Source organism: Methanoculleus nereidis (genome assembly GCF_032944295.1).
Taxonomy (GTDB): domain Archaea; phylum Halobacteriota; class Methanomicrobia; order Methanomicrobiales; family Methanoculleaceae; genus Methanoculleus; species Methanoculleus nereidis.
The window spans coordinates 38,640-55,278 of the sequence record NZ_JABFFQ010000002.1; the positions used below are offsets into that span (position 1 = coordinate 38,640).

The 16,639-nt window shown below is 63.5% G+C and carries 18 protein-coding genes; 9 read left to right on the top strand and 9 right to left on the bottom strand.

The features are described from left to right. Nucleotides 1-11: 11 nt before the first annotated feature. Nucleotides 12-596, bottom strand: coding sequence for a DUF7518 family protein (locus tag HL657_RS04605; RefSeq protein WP_317295654.1), 585 nt, complete (start codon nt 594-596; stop codon nt 12-14). 190 nt (nt 597-786) lie between these two features. On the opposite strand from HL657_RS04605, the gene glyA reads away from it, so the two are divergent. The 4 genes from glyA to cofE are packed head-to-tail and all read left to right on the top strand — an operon-like array spanning nt 787 to nt 4,497. Further along, complete coding sequence (glyA, locus tag HL657_RS04610; protein ID WP_317295655.1) at nt 787-2,058, top strand: serine hydroxymethyltransferase; 1,272 nt, start codon at nt 787-789, stop codon at nt 2,056-2,058. After that, the gene (gene folD / locus HL657_RS04615) at nt 2,055-2,888 is read left to right on the top strand and encodes a bifunctional methylenetetrahydrofolate dehydrogenase/methenyltetrahydrofolate cyclohydrolase FolD (RefSeq protein WP_317295656.1); all 834 of its coding nucleotides are present in this window, start codon (nt 2,055-2,057) and stop codon (nt 2,886-2,888) included. The genes glyA and folD overlap by 4 nt, the downstream gene beginning before the upstream one ends. After that, nucleotides 2,882-3,694 carry a dihydropteroate synthase gene (gene folP, locus HL657_RS04620; protein ID WP_317295657.1) on the top strand — a complete coding sequence of 271 codons (813 nt, stop codon included), beginning with the start codon at nt 2,882-2,884 and terminating at the stop codon, nt 3,692-3,694. Before folD ends, folP begins: the two co-directional genes overlap by 7 nt. After that, nucleotides 3,691-4,497 carry a coenzyme F420-0:L-glutamate ligase gene (gene cofE, locus HL657_RS04625; protein ID WP_317295658.1) on the top strand — a complete coding sequence of 269 codons (807 nt, stop codon included), beginning with the start codon at nt 3,691-3,693 and terminating at the stop codon, nt 4,495-4,497. The genes folP and cofE overlap by 4 nt, the downstream gene beginning before the upstream one ends. On the opposite strand, the gene cofC is transcribed toward cofE, so the two are convergent. After that, nucleotides 4,423-5,070: a 2-phospho-L-lactate guanylyltransferase gene (gene cofC / locus HL657_RS04630; RefSeq protein WP_317295659.1), complete on the bottom strand. Its 648-nt coding sequence runs from the start codon at nt 5,068-5,070 to the stop codon at nt 4,423-4,425. The two genes, cofE and cofC, sit on opposite strands and share 75 nt — an antisense overlap. Nucleotides 5,071-5,381: 311 nt before the next feature. Between cofC and cofG the strand changes: the two genes are divergently transcribed. The 5 genes from cofG to HL657_RS04655 are packed head-to-tail and all read left to right on the top strand — an operon-like array spanning nt 5,382 to nt 7,946. Then, on the top strand, nt 5,382-6,377 hold the full coding sequence (cofG, locus tag HL657_RS04635) for a 7,8-didemethyl-8-hydroxy-5-deazariboflavin synthase subunit CofG (protein ID WP_317295660.1): 996 nt from the start codon (nt 5,382-5,384) through the stop codon (nt 6,375-6,377). Between the two features lie 42 nt (nt 6,378-6,419). Beyond that, complete coding sequence (gene purC / locus HL657_RS04640) at nt 6,420-7,136, top strand: phosphoribosylaminoimidazolesuccinocarboxamide synthase (protein WP_317295661.1); 717 nt, start codon at nt 6,420-6,422, stop codon at nt 7,134-7,136. 6 nt (nt 7,137-7,142) lie between these two features. Continuing rightward, entirely contained in the window at nt 7,143-7,379 is a 237-nt protein-coding gene (gene purS / locus HL657_RS04645) for a phosphoribosylformylglycinamidine synthase subunit PurS (RefSeq protein WP_317295662.1), read from the top strand. Further along, nucleotides 7,376-7,657, top strand: a complete 282-nt coding sequence (locus HL657_RS04650; protein ID WP_317295663.1) for a phosphoribosylformylglycinamidine synthase subunit PurQ — start codon at nt 7,376-7,378, stop codon at nt 7,655-7,657. The genes purS and HL657_RS04650 overlap by 4 nt, the downstream gene beginning before the upstream one ends. Before the next feature lie 10 nt (nt 7,658-7,667). Further along, the gene (locus HL657_RS04655; protein WP_317295664.1) at nt 7,668-7,946 is read left to right on the top strand and encodes a ferredoxin-thioredoxin reductase catalytic domain-containing protein; all 279 of its coding nucleotides are present in this window, start codon (nt 7,668-7,670) and stop codon (nt 7,944-7,946) included. Between the two features lie 317 nt (nt 7,947-8,263). Here HL657_RS04655 and HL657_RS04660 read toward each other — a convergent pair whose 3' ends face one another. Genes HL657_RS04660 through ppsA form a run of 7 tightly spaced genes read right to left on the bottom strand, consistent with a single transcriptional unit; the run spans nt 8,264 to nt 16,599 of the window. Beyond that, nucleotides 8,264-9,913: an ABC1 kinase family protein gene (locus HL657_RS04660; RefSeq protein ID WP_317295665.1), complete on the bottom strand. Its 1,650-nt coding sequence runs from the start codon at nt 9,911-9,913 to the stop codon at nt 8,264-8,266. A 43-nt stretch (nt 9,914-9,956) separates the two neighbouring features. Beyond that, nucleotides 9,957-11,126, bottom strand: a complete 1,170-nt coding sequence (locus HL657_RS04665) for an MFS transporter (RefSeq protein WP_317295666.1) — start codon at nt 11,124-11,126, stop codon at nt 9,957-9,959. 5 nt (nt 11,127-11,131) lie between these two features. Next, nucleotides 11,132-11,743, bottom strand: coding sequence for an METTL5 family protein (locus HL657_RS04670; protein WP_317295667.1), 612 nt, complete (start codon nt 11,741-11,743; stop codon nt 11,132-11,134). Further along, nucleotides 11,740-12,687, bottom strand: coding sequence for a diphthamide biosynthesis enzyme Dph2 (gene dph2, locus HL657_RS04675; RefSeq protein WP_317295668.1), 948 nt, complete (start codon nt 12,685-12,687; stop codon nt 11,740-11,742). Before dph2 ends, HL657_RS04670 begins: the two co-directional genes overlap by 4 nt. Beyond that, nucleotides 12,671-13,222 (bottom strand): hypoxanthine/guanine phosphoribosyltransferase, encoded by a 552-nt coding sequence (gene hpt, locus HL657_RS04680; RefSeq protein ID WP_317295669.1) that lies wholly within the window; start codon nt 13,220-13,222, stop codon nt 12,671-12,673. The genes dph2 and hpt overlap by 17 nt, the downstream gene beginning before the upstream one ends. Beyond that, nucleotides 13,215-14,312 carry a tyrosine decarboxylase MfnA gene (mfnA, locus tag HL657_RS04685; protein WP_317295670.1) on the bottom strand — a complete coding sequence of 366 codons (1,098 nt, stop codon included), beginning with the start codon at nt 14,310-14,312 and terminating at the stop codon, nt 13,215-13,217. Before mfnA ends, hpt begins: the two co-directional genes overlap by 8 nt. After that, on the bottom strand, nt 14,305-16,599 hold the full coding sequence (gene ppsA, locus HL657_RS04690) for a phosphoenolpyruvate synthase (protein WP_317295671.1): 2,295 nt from the start codon (nt 16,597-16,599) through the stop codon (nt 14,305-14,307). The genes mfnA and ppsA overlap by 8 nt, the downstream gene beginning before the upstream one ends. Nucleotides 16,600-16,639: the final 40 nt, after the last annotated feature.

Here is a 16,639-nt window from a genome sequence, read left to right on the forward strand (position 1 = left end):
GACTCCCTTTACTATCGATCAAGGTCGACCGTATCGTCCTCATCAGCATGTATGACATCGTCGACCGAACGCTTCTTCTGCTCGACGAAGAGTTTCCGTTCAGACGGCTTGCCGCCTTTCCCCCGCCCCTTTGCCGGGGCGCTCCGGGTTCCGGTGCTGGCGACGATGTACTCCGAGGGTCTCCTCGGTTCCGGCTTCAGCGTTCCGTCGTTCTGCATAATGAGCTCGAGTTCCGCATCTTCCGGCGCGTCCGGCTGCTTTTCTGCCGGACGCGGGGAACTCCCGGGCTCGGCGGCGCGGGGCTCTGCCTGGAGCGTGGTCTCGATCTTCTTCTCAGCGGCCACCACCGGCTTCTTCCGGCGCTCCTCCGCGTCCCGAGAGAGTTTCATCGCTATGGACTTGATATCCAGGACCTCTTCCGTCAGGCCCTTCACCAGGGCCTCAAGCTCCCGCACCTTCCGCTCAAGGTCCCTCAGGCGCTCGTCTCCCGCCCCTGACGCGGGCGGCTGTACATACTCTTTCATCGTCTCCACCTCTTTCTCGCGCTCCGCAAGTTCTCGCTCAAGAAACCGTATCCTCGCATCTTTTTGCGCCATTATCTCCCTCAAGGTAATCCTTGATAATAATTACGTAATAATATTACTATAGATTGCCCAAAATGAAGAAATATTACATTGTATCCGGAGTGCAGTTGAGAGAAAACGCGATAGTACTGTATCCGCAGCTGCCATACACGAACACGTATAAAAGAAAGCATATTACCTCACCAGAGTAACCTTTTTCTGCATGTCTAGTCTGGCAAACTTCGATCCAGAAGTCGCGGGCCTCATCGAGAAAGAGCGCCTGCGTCAGATCAATGGGTTGGAATTGATCGCCTCCGAGAACGTCGTGAGCACTGCGGTCCTCGAGGCGATGGGTTCTATCATGACCAATAAATACGCCGAGGGCTACCCCGGTAAACGCTACTACGGAGGTTGCGAGTTCCATGATGTCGTGGAGAACCTGGCACGCGACCGGATGTGTGAACTCTTCGGCGCCGAACACGCGAACGTCCAGCCGCATTCGGGGAGCCAGGCAAACCAGGCAGTCTACTTCGCCTACCTCGGCTACAAGGACAAGATCATGAGCCAGAGCCTCACCCAGGGCGGCCACCTCTCCCACGGTTCGCCGGTCAACATCACCGGACGCTGGTATTCCATCTTCCACTACGGCGTCGATCACGAGTCCGAGACGCTCGACTACGCGGCAATCGAGGAGATGGCACGGGTCGTGAAACCGCAGATGATCGTCTGCGGTGCGAGCGCCTACCCGCGTGAGATCGATTTCAAGGCGTTCCAGGAAGTCGCCGATACCGTCGGTGCGCGGTGCATGGCCGACATCGCCCATATCGCCGGACTCTGCGCGACCGGGTACCACAACTCCCCGGTCGGGGTCGTCGATATCGTGACGACGACGACGCACAAGACCCTGCGCGGCCCCCGCGGCGGTGCCATCATGTGCAGCAAGGAGGACGCGGCCGCCATCGACAAGTCCATCTTCCCGGGCATGCAGGGCGGTCCGCTTATGCACACCATCGCCGCAAAGGCGGTCTGCTTCAAGGAAGCCCTGACCCCCGCGTATAAGGACTACTGCGGGCAGGTCGTCAGGAACGCACAGACGATGGCCGAAGTCCTCAGCCAGGAAGGGCTCGACCTCGTCTCCGGCGGCACCGATAACCACCTTATCCTGCTCGACCTGACCGGGGTCTCGGCAAACCACGAGCACCTCACAGGCCTTGCGGCCGAGGTCGCGCTTGGTGAGGCGGGGATCACCGTGAACAAGAACACCATCCCCCGCGAACAGCTCAGCCCCTTCGTGACGAGCGGGCTACGCATCGGCACGCCTGCCGTCACCTCGCGCGGCATGAAAGAGGAAGAGATGAAGCAGATCGCTTACTGGATCGCCCGGGTCATCAAGGATATTGCAAAGGATAAGACCTCGAAGAAGGCGATCACCGAAGTGAGAGAAGAGGTTATTGCCCTCGCGAGCAAGTACCCCCTCTACCCTGAAGTCGCATGATACTCGACGGCAAAGCGGTCTCTGAGAAGAGGCTTGAGCTCCTCAAGGAGAGAATAGACGAGTCCGGGCTCTACCCACGCCTTGCAACCGTCATCGTGGGCGAGGACCCGGCATCGCAGATGTACGTCCGCATGAAGCACCGGGCATGTGAGCGAGTCGGGATCGGATCGGTCGGGATCGAACTCCCGGCGGACGCCTCCACCGAGCGGGTACTCGAAGCGGTCGCGCGCCTCAATAACGACCCGGACATCAACGGCATCCTGGTCCAGCTGCCGCTTCCTTCCGGGGTCGATACCACCCGTGTCATCGACGCGGTCGCGCCGGATAAGGACGTGGACGGGTTCCACCCCTACAACCTCGGCAGGCTGCTTGCCGGAACCCCGGTCTTTGCCCCCTGCACCCCGCAGGGGATCATGACGATCCTCGAGGAATACAAAATCCCGACCGAAGGGCAGCGGGCGGTCGTCGTCGGTCGGAGCATCGATGTGGGCAGGCCCATGGCCGCCCTGCTCCTGAACGCCGACGCAACCGTCACCATATGCCACTCGAAGACGAAGAACCTCGAGGCTGAGATGCGAGACGCCGACATCCTGGTCAGCGCCATCGGAAGAGCGAAGTTTGTCGGACCGGAGATGGTGAAGGAGGGCGCGACGGTCATCGATGTCGGGATCAACTACGATGACCAGGGCAAACTCTGCGGTGATGTCGATTTCGAGGCGGTGAAAGACCGTGCCGGAGCAATAACCCCGGTCCCCGGAGGCGTCGGCCCCATGACCATCGCGACGCTGATGGAGAACACCTTCAGGGCGGCCAAGTTGAGGACATGCTGAAACACTGTACAGTAAACCATCTCCAGATAGGCGGCGGCGCTCCGGCTCGCCTGATGGGTGTCATCAACTGCAGTCCCGAGTCGTTTTACCGGGACTCCTACATCCCGGCCGGTCGGGTCCATGACCGGGCTCTTGCGATGCGCGATGCGGGCGCCGATATGATCGACCTCGGGGCACGGAGCACAGCCCCGGGCTCTCCTCCCATTTCTGTCGACGAAGAAGCGGCACGGGTGGATGCAGCGCTCTCGGAACTCGACGGGACCGGGATCACGGTCTCGGTGGATACCCGGCACCCGGAGGTGCTCGCGGTCTGTCTCCGTCACGATATTCATGCAGTGAACGATATCTCGGGGCTTGCCGACGAGCGCTACGCGCGGGCGGTCGCTGATTCCGGTCTCCCGGTCTTCGCGATGGCGAGTTTTAAGGAACCCGGCGACGCCGTCGGCCTTGCCGCAACCCAAAAAGCCCTCGGGATGGTCGTGAGCCGGTGCGCACGTCTGGGGATCGACGAGTATGTCCTCGACCCTGCGATCGGACGATGGGGGCCGGGGTGGGCGAGCGAGGACGACTGGGAACTCTGCAGGAACTTTAGCTCGTTCCTGGACTTCGGCCGCCCGGTGCTCGTCGCGGTCTCAAGGAAGACGTTCCTCGGCGACCTGCTCGGCCGCCAGCCCGAAGACCGGCTCGCGGGCACGCTCGCGCTCACGACGATGCTTGTTGCAGCGGGGGCAGCCATCGTGCGGAGCCACGACGTCGCTGAGACCGCCGACCTCCTGCGGGTGTATGCAAAGATGGGGGAAGCATGACGACACCATCGTTCTCGGTATACGGCCTTGCAACCCCCCTGCTCCGGGCCGGCGACGACATCGCGGCGCACCTTCTTGCGTCCGTCAAACGCTCGGCCGTCCGGGGGTTCGAGACAGGCGACGTCGTAGTCGTTGCGGAATCAGCCCTTGCCACCACCGAAGGGCAGATCGTGAGACTTGCCGATGTCGAGCCGTCGGCAGAAGCCCTCCGGCTCGCTGAAGAATACCAGATGGACCCCCGCCACGTCGAGGTGGTGCTCCGGGAGAGCGACCGGGTCGTCGGGGGCATCCCGGGGTTCCTGCTCTGCATGAAGAATGGGACCCTCCTCCCGAACGCGGGTATCGACGCCTCGAACGCCCCGGAGGGGTCGCTCGTCCTCCTGCCCCTCGACCCGGACGCGTCCGCCGGGCGGATACGCGTCGCGATCGCGGAGCGGTCGGGGGCCGATGTCGGCGTCATCGTCATCGATTCCCGGACACATGCGATGCGCCTCGGGTGCTCCGGGGTCGCGATCGGGTGTTCGGGCATCCCCTCGGTGGTCGACGAGCGCGGGAAAAGAGATCTCTTCGGCCGGGAACTCGAGGTCACAAAGCGGGCGGTTGCGGACTGCATCGCGTCCGCCGCCGAACTGGTGATGGGGGAGGCGGGCGAGTGCGTTCCCGCGGCCGTGGTGCGGGGAATCGGGCTTCCCGTCGGCGATTACGCCGGGGTCGCCACGATCGACGCTTCAGAGTGTCTCTTTATGGGGGTCGCGCTGCACGCGGACCCGTCCCTTCTCGTCAAGGGCGATAGAAAATCCTGAGTTCTCCAGGTATTCCCTGCTCTTCCTCCCTTTTCCGTGGATAAGAATCTCGACCAGGTCTTCCTTCTCGTCGACGTCGGTCGACATTCGAAACGAGTCGATCACCTCAACAGAGAAGCCGCATTCTTCTGCAACCCGCAGGTGGTCAAGGAAACTCGCGCCGTAGTAGTCGGCGTGGAAGCACCGCGGCTTTTTGAGGAATATGATGTTTGTTCCGCCACCCCGGCCCGGTACGATGGCCATATCCTTCTCGGTGCGGATCAGCCGCTGGATATCCCCGGCAGTCACCAGGGGGAGGTCGGCCATGATGATGAGCGCCGGACAGTGGAACTGCCCGAGCGCCCAGTTGATGGCATCGTTCAATGGCTCCGTCCGGACGGCGATGAGGGCGTTCTCGTGTTTGAAGGGGTGGGTGCAGAGCAGGGTGGCGCTGCACCCGGACTTCTGCACGGCGGCGATCACGTCTTCAAGCATCACCCGGGCGAACGCCTCCCGCTCTTCCTGGTTGAGGATGCAGGAGAGACGCGTCTTGGGGTTCACCGGCTTAAAGGGAATGAGCGCGTGGAAGTACATTGTGAGATCGTTGTCAGGGTAGTATCAAAAAGGCATCGTTTCCAGTATGCCGCGGATAGACCGGCCCGGATTAAATTAAAAGTTACTCACCCGGCCATATCGCATCTCTCCGCCGGGAACCAGGCATTTACGCAGGTGCTGTGGAACACCCCTGGAGAGGGACGCACCGCTGCACTGTTCACACGAGGTTCCGTTCGTTCTCGACCCTGTTGACTCACGCGAAAGGGAGTTCTTACCGTCTGTGCGCCGGTCGTCGCGTGAGACCCCATCGCTGCCCTAAGGTTCATGTGCGGGGATGCCGACATATACCCATGCACCGCCGCGTGATCACCTTTTCGAGGAACGCATTCCTCCCCTTAACAACGGTCTGCCAGAACCGTTGCGGCTACTGCTGTTTCCGCACCCCGGTGCGGGAGGGTTGCATCATGCCTCCCGGCGAGGTTATCCGGACGCTGGAGTCGAGTGCAGCCCTCGGCTGCACGGAAGCGCTCTTCACCTTCGGAGAGCGGCCCGGCGCGGTCCCGGGTTTTAGCGAAATACTCGGGCGGCTCGGCTACGCGGATTTCCTCGACTACCTCTACGACCTCTCTCTTGCGGCTATCGACCGGGATCTGCTGCCGCACACCAACGCCGGCATCCTCTCCTACGAGGAACTCGACCGGTTCCGTGAGGTGAACGCGAGCATGGGGCTGATGCTCGAGACAACCGCGGACGTCATCGCGCACCGGGATTCTCCGGGAAAGGACCCTGTGGTCCGGATAGAGATGATCGAGAACGCCGGAAAACTTTCCATCCCGTTCACGACCGGCATCCTGGTCGGTATCGGGGAGACGATAGAGGACCGCGAGGAGTCGTTTGAGGTCATCCGAAACCTCCATGCACGGTATGGCCACATCCAGGAGGTGATCGTGCAGAACTTCTGCCCGAAGCCCGGGACCCCGATGGAGGACTTCCCGGTACCCGGCACCGAAGAACTATGTGCGACGATCTCCCTCGCCCGGGAAATCCTTCCCTCGGACGTGGCGGTGCAGATTCCCCCAAACCTCGCGGATGCGGCCCACCTGGTCGGGTGTGGCGTGAACGACCTCGGCGGGGTCTCCCCGCTCACCATCGACTACGTCAACCCGGAGCACCCCTGGCCGCAGATCGAGGAACTCAAGAGGGTGGCCGGGGATGCGGAACTCCGCGAGCGGCTCTGCATCTACCCGCAGTACATCGAGAAGGGCTGGTATTCCCCCCTGCTCGAACCCCTGATCCAGCAGCTCACGGAGAAGATTGCGGCACCGGCCGGGGGTTCAGGTGCATAACCTCATCATTTATCCCGACAACACCTATCAGGAGATTTGGCCATGAAACAGGTTGACCTCCTCTACACAGGGAAGGCTAAGTCCGTCTACCGCACCGAAGACCCGGAAGTATACATCATGAAGTTCCGGGACGACATCACGGCGTTCGACGGCGAGAAGAAAGATACCCTGGGCGGCAAGGGGAGATATAACGCAGAGGTTTCGTCGTTCCTCTTCAAGTACCTGGAAGACCACGGGATCCGGACCCACTTCCTTGGAGAGATCGAACCCGGCACCATTGCCGTGCGGAGTCTTACGATGATCCCGCTTGAGGTGATCGTGAGAAACGTCGCGGCCGGATCCATCGTGCGCAACTACCCGTTCAGGGAGGGGGAGCCACTCGACCCGCCGGTTATCATCATCGACTACAAGAGCGACGCTCACCATGACCCGATGCTCAACGACGACCTGATCTACGCGCTGCACCTTGCCACGCCCGAAGAACTCGACCAGATCAAGGCCATGGCACTCGCGGTGAACGAGGTGCTCTCGGACTACCTCAACCTGCGGGGCATCACCCTGGTCGATTTCAAACTCGAGTTCGGCCGCTATGATGGAGAGATCGTCGTCGGCGACGAGATCAGCATGGACTCGATGCGTCTCTGGGACAAAGAGACCGGGGTGTCTCTCGACAAAGACGTGTACCGTTTCGGCAAGGGCGATGTCATGGAGACCTACGCCGCCGTCGCGAAGCGCATACTCTCCCCGCCCTGGGGGTGAGCCGGTGTGAAGCATGACGTAACCATCACCATCGGACTCAAAGAAGGAATGCTGGACCCCGAAGCGTGTGCCATCCAGCACGCCCTCGCGAACCTGAGGATCCCGACTAAGAGCCGCCGCACCGCGCGGCTTTTCCGTATCACACTTGATACGGCGGAGCAGGAGGCGGCACAGATGTGCGAGCGGCTCCTCGCAAACCCGGGGTCATCCACGACTACACGATTGAGGGCGAGTGAGGCATGAGATTTGCGGTGGTGCAGTTCGGCGGCAGCAACTGTGACCGGGACGCCTACCACGTCCTCGCGGATGTCTGCGGGGTGGATACGGATCGGGTCTGGTACAAGAACGGTTCGGCGGAGAACATCACCGGCGTCCTCTCGGAAGGCGGAAACGTGCTTGCGATGATGCCGCATCCCGAGCGGGCGAGCGAATCCGTGCTCTGCTCGGAGGACGGTGTCAAAATCTTTAACTCGATGATAGCCCATATCGAAGAGCACGGACATCAGAGACACACGCAATAGGAGTTTTATCATGACCGAAGAAGGGATCGAAGAGGCGCGCGCCGAAGCAAAGGAGTACGCGAAGGAGAAAGGCTACATACTGAACGTCGACGAGAAACAACTCTCGGCCGTCCTTCGCGGGCTGGCACGGAACAAGGAGCGGTTCGGGGCGGCATACTGCCCCTGCAGGCTCCGGAGCGGCGACCCCGAGAAGGACCGGATCATCATCTGCCCCTGCATCTATCATGAGAAAGAGATCGAGGAGCAGGGAGCCTGCCACTGCCGGCTGTTCTTCAAGAAGGGCGAATAACTTTTTTTACGTCCCGGCAGCCGTACTGCGCAACTTGCATCTCCGGCCAGTCGCTCACGAAGCCACAGGAACAGATTTCGAGGGGGTATCGCCATGGGGGGAACGACTGTCCGAAGGACAGGAGTTTGAGCACCGAAGGTGCGAATTGGGGGCAGGGGAGGGGGTCTCCCCCTCCCCCACGGCGATACTCCCACGGTCCAGTGCATCAGGCTTTTTCCTCGTACATACCGCTCGCTTCGCTCTCGCCAGTCAGCAATCGCACCTGGCGGCTTCTCAAGCTCCGAACGTGCCGTCCGTCGCACCTTACGGCCCGTCGCTTACCTCCTCAGCCCACGGCTGTACCTGAGGACGCGGTAGACCGCGTAGAACCCGACGATCACCGCAACCACGTAGCCCAGTGTTGCGAGGATCGAGACGTACCCCGGGACGGGGATATCGGCAATCCGGAGCACCAGCGACGAACCCACGACGATCGCGGCGATCACCAGCGCGACGATGACCTTGTCGCTCGTCCGGTCGATGACACTGACGATCTCGGTAAGATCACGGTTCTCGAGCTCGATCGTGACGGTGCCCTCCGAGAGCGTCTTTAAGGTCTCGTTCACGTTTCCGGGGATGGCAAGCAGGCCTTCCGCGGCGTCAACCAGGGACCGCACCGCGCCCGTCACGTTATCCGGGGAGAGTCGCTGCTGCGCGGCGATCTCCAGCAGGTACGGCCGGATCCTCTGGTCGAAGTTAAACGTCGGGTCAAGCCGGGTGCCGATGTCCATCACCATGACGATCACCTTCATCATCAGCATCAGTGTTGACGGCACCCGGATGTGGTACCGGCGAAGGGTGTCGGTCAGGCCCCGGATCGCGATTGCAAAGTTCACCCGCTCGAGTTTCATCTCCCGGTAGTCCAGCAGGACCAGGTAGAGGTCGTCTTTTACGTCGTCGAGGTCCGCCGGGCTGATACGCACGTCGAGTTTCCCGAGCGCCGTGATCACCCCGGCCACGTTCGTCCGGGTCATGGCAAGGAGGAGATCGACGAAGATGCGCCTTCGCTCCGGGCGGAGGACGCCGACGATGCCGTAATCGAGGAAGACGATCTCGCCCCGGTCGGTCACCAGGAGGTTGCCCGGGTGAGGGTCCCCGTGGAAGAACCCGTCGATGAAGATCTGTTTGACGTAGGCGGAGAAGCCGATATCCGCAACCTCTTCGGGGAAGAGGCCAAGGCTCCGAATGGCCTCCACGTCGTCGATCCGCACCCCCTCGACGTAGTCCATCGCGAGCAGGCAGGGGCCGGAGAAATTCCAGTGGATGGCGGGAATCTTCACACACGGGACGTCCCCGAGGTTCCGCCTGAGGCGCTCCGCGTTCATCCCGTCCTGGGTAAAATCCAGTTCGCGCCGGATCTGGGCCGAGAACTCGTCCACCATACCCTGCAGGTTGTAGACCCGCAGGTCGGGGAAGATCGACTCCGCCCGCACGACAAGCGACTGCAGGATCAGGAGATCGGTCTCGATCAGGTCGACGATCCCCGGCCGCTGCACCTTGAGGGCGACGGTGCGGCCGTCTTTCGTTACGGCCCGGTGCACCTGCGAGAGCGAGGCCGCCGCGACCGGCTCCTCCTCGATGATGACGAAACAGTCCTCGAGGTTTTTGCAGTAGCGCATGATCACCGGCCGGATCTCCTCAAACGGGACCGGGGCAACCCGGTCCTGCAGCCTCTGCAGTTCCTCGATGAGTGGGGGCGGGAGGAGCTCCCGGCGGGTGCTCATGATCTGGCCGAACTTGATGTAGGTGGGCCCCAGTTCCTCGATGGCAAGCCGGATGCGCTCGTATACCGATCGCTTCTCTTCGGGAGGCCTGCGGAATATCCGCAGCCGTTCGGCCCCGGGAATGACCTCTTCGACGAGGATACCAAAACCATACTTGACCAGCACGTCCGCGATCTGGCGGTAGCGCTGGAGCCGGGTGACCATCGGGGATGAATCAGCACTTCCGGTACTTAAGGGATGGGGCGGGTCATCCCCGGGAGGGGAGCCGGCCCCGGACAAGAGACTTCCAGGGATAGGGCACGGCCAGGAAGAGCGGCACGGCCAGGACGATCGCGAGCGGGATCGTTGTGAGGCCAAGCGTCAGCGTGGTCATATCAGCGATCCAGCCGGTGACCGAAACCCCCAGCCCGCCTACCCCGACCGCGAGCCCGAGCATCAGGCCGGAGACCACCCCGACGTTGCCCGGGGCAATCTCGTGGGCCATGGCGACGGTGACGGCGAAGGTCGACCAGAGGATGAACCCGAAGATCATCAGCGCAACGAGCGAGAGAATACCGCCGGTCGTGAGGAATACGACGAACGGCGGGATGGCGGTAACGAGCCCGATGATCGTGTACTCTTTGCGGCCGTAGCGGTCGGAGAGCACGCCGCCGACGACCTGCCCCACGACCCCGGCGATGAGCGTGCCCGAGACCAGGATGTTCGCGGTCACGAGATCGAACCCCCGCATGGTGAGGATGGTGGGGAGGAAGGCGACCGAGCCGAAGATCGCCCAGGCCCGCAGGCCCGATGCCGCGACCAGGAGAGCGACCGCCCGGTAGGAGGGTTTGGCGGCAGGGATGCGTGTCTCCGGGACGGCATCGCGGTCGGGGGCGGGCAGGATACGCCTGAGCACCACCGCCATCACAAGGCCGGGGACGGCGAGGATGACGAGGCCCGGAAGACCCATGAGGCCGACGGCGACGCCCGCGCAGATGGGGCCGACCGCGTAGCCCAGGTTGCCGCCGATGACGAAGTAGGAGGTGATCCGGCCCCGGTTTGCGTCACCGGTCAGGCGACTGACGGTGCCGAGCGCGCTCGGGTGGAAGAAGGCGTGTCCGAGCGCCGCGACGGCTACGGACGCGAGTACGATGTAGTAGTTGTCGAGCAACCCGACGATGGAGATGAATATTGCGCTTATGGCGACGCTCGTGCCGACGTGGACGGCAAACCCCCGGGTATCGAAGACCCAGCCGACGAGCGGCTGCACGAACGACGACGTGAGGTTGTAGACCGTGACGATCAGCCCGGCGAGGAAGAACGAATAGCCCTGCTCTGCGATGAGGAGCGGGAGGATTGCAGGGAGAACGGGTGAGTAGAGGTCGGTCACCAGGTGGGCGGCGGAGAGCCCCCAGACCGGTTTGGTATCAACTGTCACGATTGTCAGATCCCGCTCAAGCGTATGACCTCAACCGTGATATCTACTCGGTCTTTGCGGTGATGCGCAAACGTCCGCCGCATGGGAAACGCGCACCGGATCACCTCCTCAATCGTTGCCCGGCCTTCCGTGTAGGCGGCGACGAACGGGGCCGAGCCCTCGTTGAAAATGCCGTAGATAACGCTCGCGAGTTCGAGCGCGAGATCGATGAATGGCCGGTCGGCGTGCGCTTTCTGCGCCCCGAACGGCGGGTTCATCACGACGGTGTCGCAGGCAAGACCTGCCTGGTCGAGATCGGGGTCCCGGACGTCGGTGACCAGGAACTCGACGGTGACGCCGAGCAGTTCCGCGTTTCTCCGGGCGACGGCTATCGCGGCCGGATCGATGTCTATCCCGGTCACGGCCGACGCCCCGAGGAGGGCGGCGCCGCAGGCGAGGATGCCGGTCCCGCACCCGAGGTCGCAAACCCGTCGTCCCTCGATCGCGCCCTGCATCGCGGCATGGTGGAGGAGCCGGGCCGCCACCGGCGCCGGGGTCTGGTACTGTTCGAGCCGGGCCGTCGGCCGCTCGAATCCCTCCAGGCGTTCGAGCCGCATCTCAAGCTGCCGCAGGTTCATGGCGCGAGGTACTCGTCGATGGTGTAGTCGTCCCAGTCCCGGGCCCCGCAGAGGATCTCGAACTCCGGCGGGGTCAGAACCGGGACGGGGAACCGGATCTGGTCATCGTAGGCGAGCCGGGGGCAGGCGGTGTTCACGTAGGCAGCAAACCCGAGGTCGAGCATCTCAGCAGGCGAGACTTCGCGCATCGCGACAAGGAACGCCCGGTCGGAGAGGGCGGCGAGCCGCCGGGCGAGGTCCATCCGCTGCTGCCCGCTCTTGGTGCTGACGATGATCCCATAGTTCGCGGCGTCCCGCGCTTTCTCCATCACCGCGGCGCGGCGGCGGACCAGGCGGTCGGCGTCCACTTCCTGCGCCTCGCCGGTGTAGGGGTCGAGCGCGACCACCCTTGAGCGGGTCGCGAGCCGGATGCCGATGGGGTGGAAGACCCCCGTCCCCACGAAGAGTATCTCGTCCGCTCCCGTGGCCCGTGCGGCGGCGAAGTTGCACCCGAGCACCTGCCCGGGGATCGGCGTCCGGCCGTCGCCGGGGGCGACGACTGCCTCGATGCCGTGCTCGCGGAGGAACGCCGTCATTGCGCCGAGCAGGTGGACGTGCTGGACAGTGGTGACGAGGCCGATGCGGCGGCCGGTAAGAAGAGGGAGCACTCGTTCAAGCACGGTTGCATCAAAATCGAACCGGACCGGTTCGTAGATGACATCGGTTCGCTCCTCCACCGGCGCGTGCCCGAAGTGCACCAGCACGTCCGCGAACCTGAGGGCATCGAGCGCGAGGTCGCAGCCCCCGTAGCAGGGATCGCCGCTGATGATCACGGAGAACCCCGCGTCACGGAGGGCGGCGGCCGTCCCCGGCGCCTGCCGGGCAAGCCCGGCAGGGAACTGAAGGGCGACGTTCCGCACCCCGCGCTCGCGGAGTCTCCCGATAAGGTCAGAGACAGGTATCAACGACACGCACCTGCGTCTCGGAGACCTCGATCTTTACCAGGGTCTTGAGCGGCCGGCCGATATCCTCGTCGCCCCGGCCGATGACCACGCAGATGTCGGCAATCTCGGCGCCCGTCTGCTCTATCGCGCTGATGAGGGCGCGGAGCGTCCCCCCGGTGCTGCAGACGTCGTCTATGATCACGACCCGGTCGCCTGCGGCGACGCCGTTTAAGTAGAGTTCGCCCTTCGAGTAGCCCGTGGCCTGGTGCACCGCGACCTCTCCGGGGAGGCCGTAGGGACGTTTCCGGACGACCACGAGGGGTATGTCGGTCATCATCGAGAAGGCGACGCCGATGTGGATGCCCATCGCCTCGCAGACGACGATCTTGTCGACGTCCTCAAGATCGAGGTTCCGCACCATGGCGCACCCGATCTCGCGGAGGAGCGCGGGTTCGAGGAGCGGGACCCCGTCGGTGATCGGGTGGATGAAGTAGTTGTATTCGCCCCGCTTCATGATCGGGGCGGTTTCCAGCGAATGAATCAGGCGATCAAGCATGCATATCACTTATATCTTTCAGGAACTGCTCGATAACGTCGCGGGTGACGTGAGGCATGCAGACGATCCGCATGTGTCCGTTCCGGGTCCGTGAGACCCGCCAGCCGGCAGGCACGCGGTCGCAGGAGAACGTCGCCACGTTGACGTCCGGGGTCACCGCCCTCGGGCAGCCGAGCGTCTCCATCCCTTCTATCAGCCTTCGGGCGTTCTCCATGCACCCGGCGACCACCGCCCGCATGCCGTCCATTCCCAGGTACTCGAGGACGGCGACGGCCGCGGCCACCGACGCCCCCGGCCGGGTGCCGGCGAGGGTGCACTCCCGCTTCACCGTCAGGTAGGGGGTATCGACGTTGAGGCACGCGAAGCACGCCGGGTCCCGGGTAAGGAGGCAGCCTGCCGGGATGGTGCTCATCCCCATCTTGTGGGGGTCGACGGAGATGGAGTCGACGCCGGGGAGCCGGAAGTCGAACGGGACCGGGCGGTCGAGGAACGGGACCACCATCCCGCCGAACGCGGCGTCGACGTGCAGGAAGACGTCCCGGTCTTCGGCAACCTCGGAGAGGCGGGCGATGGGGTCGACCATGCCGTACTCCGTCGTCCCGACGACACCGACGAGTGCGACCGTGTTGTTGTCCACGAGACCGTCAAGTGCCTCCGCGTCCATCCGGAACTGGCTATCAAGCGGCACCGTCCGCGCTTCGAGCCCCAGGATGTCGCAGGCCTTCATGAACGAGAAGTGGCTCGAGGCCGGGACGACCACGTTCGGGGACTTCACCGGTTTCTGCTTCTTTGCGATCCGGAACGCCTGGATGTTGGACTCGGTTCCCCCGGAGGTTGCGTAGCCTCCGGCGTCAGGGAGGTGCATCAGGGTGCCGAGCCGCTCAACGAGGAGTTCCTCGAGCGCGGCCGTCCCGGGGAAGAGCCCGGGGTCGCCGAGGTTGGTCTCGAGGAAGATCGCGTGCGCCCGTGCCGCGACCGGGTGGGGTGGCGTGCACATCGAACTCAGGATGTTCCGGTAGCCGATGTCCTCCCGCCGTTTTGACGAGAGGAAGGAGAAAAGATCTTCCTCAGGGCACCCAGTTTCACGCATTTCTTCTCGCCGCATCAAGGAGGATCTGCCGCTCTTTCCGCGCTACGGCCTCACGGATGCGGGGGACCGCATCAATGTTTGCGGAAACGCTGTTGATGCCGTGCCCGACGAGCCAGGTGACCATGTCGGGGTCGGAGCCGGCCTGGCCGCAGATGGAGCACTCGACATCGTGCTCCCGGCAGACATTGATCGCGTAATCGATCAGCCGGAGCACGGCGGGGTGCTTGGGCTGGTACATGTCGGCGACGTGCTCGTTGTTCCGGTCGATGGCGAGCGTGTACTGGATGAGGTCGTTCGTCCCGAACGAGGCGAACCGGATCCCGGCCCGGATGAAGTCCTCGACCAGGATAGCGCTGCTCGGGACCTCGATCATGACGCCAAGGGTCGCGTTCTCCACGTCGACCCCCCATTCCTTCATCATCGCCCGGGCTTTGGCGAACTCATCGGGGTGGTTGACCATCGGAAACATCACGCCGAGGTTGTCGTAGCCTGCGGCCCAGAGCCGCTTGAACGCCTCCACCTGCAGGCGGAACTGGTCGGGGGTCCGGAGGTCCCGGCGGATGCCGCGCCAGCCGAGCATCGGGTTGTGCTCGACCGGCTCGCCTTCGCCGCCCTCCATGTTGCGGAACTCGTCGGTTGGGGCGTCGAGCGTCCGGACCCAGACGGGCTTGCCCGGGAACGCGTCGAGCACGATCTTGATGCCGTTGTAGAGTTCCCCGATGAACTCTTCCTCGGCGCCGTGCTCGATATACCAGCCGGGAGTCTTCGCGAGGCCGAGGATGAGGTGCTCGATCCGCAGGAGGCCGACACCGTCCGCTCCAGTGGCGGCGGCCCGCTGTGCGGCCTCGGGGAGGGAGACGTTCACCTTGACGAGCGTGCCGGTGATGACCGGAGCGGCCGCGACTGCCGCCGTTGCGCCCGCGGGTGCCGCTGCTGCCGGCGCCTCGACGGCTCCCTCGTAGATGAGGCCCTTCTCGCCGTCGACGGTAATGATCTGGCCGTCTTTCAGGATCTTCGTTGCCTTCTTGGTCCCGACGACCGCAGGCGTCCCGAGTTCACGGCTTACGATGGCCGCGTGGCAGGTCATGCCGCCTTCGTCGGTGACGATGGCGCTGACCCGCCGCATCGCCGGCACCATGTCGGGGTTGGTCATCTTGGTGACCAGGATGTCACCGTCCTTGACGGCGCTCGTATCCTTGACGTCGCGCACGATGGCAACCCGGCCGCTCGCGACGCCGGGGGATGCTCCCTGGCCTTCGACCAGCACCACGCCGAGCGTGCCTTTGGACTTCTCTGCCGGCTCGGCTCCGCCGCGTGGGATCTCCGGGCGCTTGATCGTCGTTATCGGCCGCGACTGAAGGATGAAGACGTCGTCGCCGACGATCGCCCACTCGACATCCTGCGGGACGCCATAATGGTCTTCGGCGATCTTGCCGAGTGTCGCGAGACGTGCCACTTCCGCGTCGGAGAGGACGGGGGCGGTGCGCTGTTCGCCGGAAAGGTCGACGATCTTCGTCCCGTGCTCGCCCTCCGGCACGATCATGATCTCCTTTTCGGCGATCAGGCGGTCGACAACCCGCTCCGAGCGCAGGTCAAAGACGTAGTTGTCAGGAGAGACGCTGCCCGAGACGACGGCTTCGCCGAGCCCCCAGGAGCCCTCGACGATTGTCAGGGGCTCGCCGGTGACGGGGTGGGAGGTGAACATGACGCCGGACTTCTCCGATCGGATGAGTTCCTGCACGACGACGGCGATGTTCACGCTCCGGTCGTCGAACCCCTGCTTTGCCCGGTAATAGATGGCCCGCGCACCATACAGCGAGGCCCAGCATCGCTGGACCGCGTCAAGGAGGTCGCCTTCACCGAGGATATTGAGAAACGTCTCCTGCTGGCCGGCAAAACTGGCATCCGGCAGGTCTTCGGCGGTGGCGCTCGACCGGACGGCGACGACCGTCCCGTCGGCTCCCATCCGGGTGTATGCGTCGGTGATCTCCTGCCGGATGTGATCGGGCATCTCGACGCTCAGGACAAGGTCCTGCACGTCCCGGGAGACCGATTCAAGCGCTCCGTTGTCGTCGACGTCCAGACGCTCCAGTCTGCGGAAGAGAGCCTCTTCGATCCCGGTCTCTACAAGAAACCTTCGGAATGCCTGGGCGGTCACCACAAACGCCTTCGGCACGGGAAGGCCGATTGAGGCCATCTCCCCAAGAGACGCACCCTTTCCACCTACAGAGATGATATCTTCCTTTTTTATTTCTTCGAGCCACAGAACGTTGGGCATTTCCTTCATGCTCGCACCACACATATACTTCTCACCATTACTTATAAGA

What these genes read in the sequence shown, in the direction of transcription:
- cofE (WP_317295658.1), top strand. Translation starts at nt 3,691, where the DNA reads ATGACGACACCATCGTTCTCGGTATACGGCCTTGCAACCCCCCTGCTC.
- cofC (WP_317295659.1), bottom strand. Translation starts at nt 5,070, where the DNA reads ATGTACTTCCACGCGCTCATTCCCTTTAAGCCGGTGAACCCCAAGACG.
- HL657_RS04650 (WP_317295663.1), top strand. Translation starts at nt 7,376, where the DNA reads ATGAGATTTGCGGTGGTGCAGTTCGGCGGCAGCAACTGTGACCGGGAC.
- HL657_RS04670 (WP_317295667.1), bottom strand. Translation starts at nt 11,743, where the DNA reads ATGAACCTGCGGCAGCTTGAGATGCGGCTCGAACGCCTGGAGGGATTC.
- folP (WP_317295657.1), top strand. Translation starts at nt 2,882, where the DNA reads ATGCTGAAACACTGTACAGTAAACCATCTCCAGATAGGCGGCGGCGCT.
- HL657_RS04605 (WP_317295654.1), bottom strand. Translation starts at nt 596, where the DNA reads ATGGCGCAAAAAGATGCGAGGATACGGTTTCTTGAGCGAGAACTTGCG.
- mfnA (WP_317295670.1), bottom strand. Translation starts at nt 14,312, where the DNA reads ATGCGTGAAACTGGGTGCCCTGAGGAAGATCTTTTCTCCTTCCTCTCG.
- HL657_RS04660 (WP_317295665.1), bottom strand. Translation starts at nt 9,913, where the DNA reads ATGGTCACCCGGCTCCAGCGCTACCGCCAGATCGCGGACGTGCTGGTC.
- hpt (WP_317295669.1), bottom strand. Translation starts at nt 13,222, where the DNA reads ATGCTTGATCGCCTGATTCATTCGCTGGAAACCGCCCCGATCATGAAG.
- folD (WP_317295656.1), top strand. Translation starts at nt 2,055, where the DNA reads ATGATACTCGACGGCAAAGCGGTCTCTGAGAAGAGGCTTGAGCTCCTC.
- purC (WP_317295661.1), top strand. Translation starts at nt 6,420, where the DNA reads ATGAAACAGGTTGACCTCCTCTACACAGGGAAGGCTAAGTCCGTCTAC.
- ppsA (WP_317295671.1), bottom strand. Translation starts at nt 16,599, where the DNA reads ATGAAGGAAATGCCCAACGTTCTGTGGCTCGAAGAAATAAAAAAGGAA.
- cofG (WP_317295660.1), top strand. Translation starts at nt 5,382, where the DNA reads ATGCACCGCCGCGTGATCACCTTTTCGAGGAACGCATTCCTCCCCTTA.
- HL657_RS04655 (WP_317295664.1), top strand. Translation starts at nt 7,668, where the DNA reads ATGACCGAAGAAGGGATCGAAGAGGCGCGCGCCGAAGCAAAGGAGTAC.
- glyA (WP_317295655.1), top strand. Translation starts at nt 787, where the DNA reads ATGTCTAGTCTGGCAAACTTCGATCCAGAAGTCGCGGGCCTCATCGAG.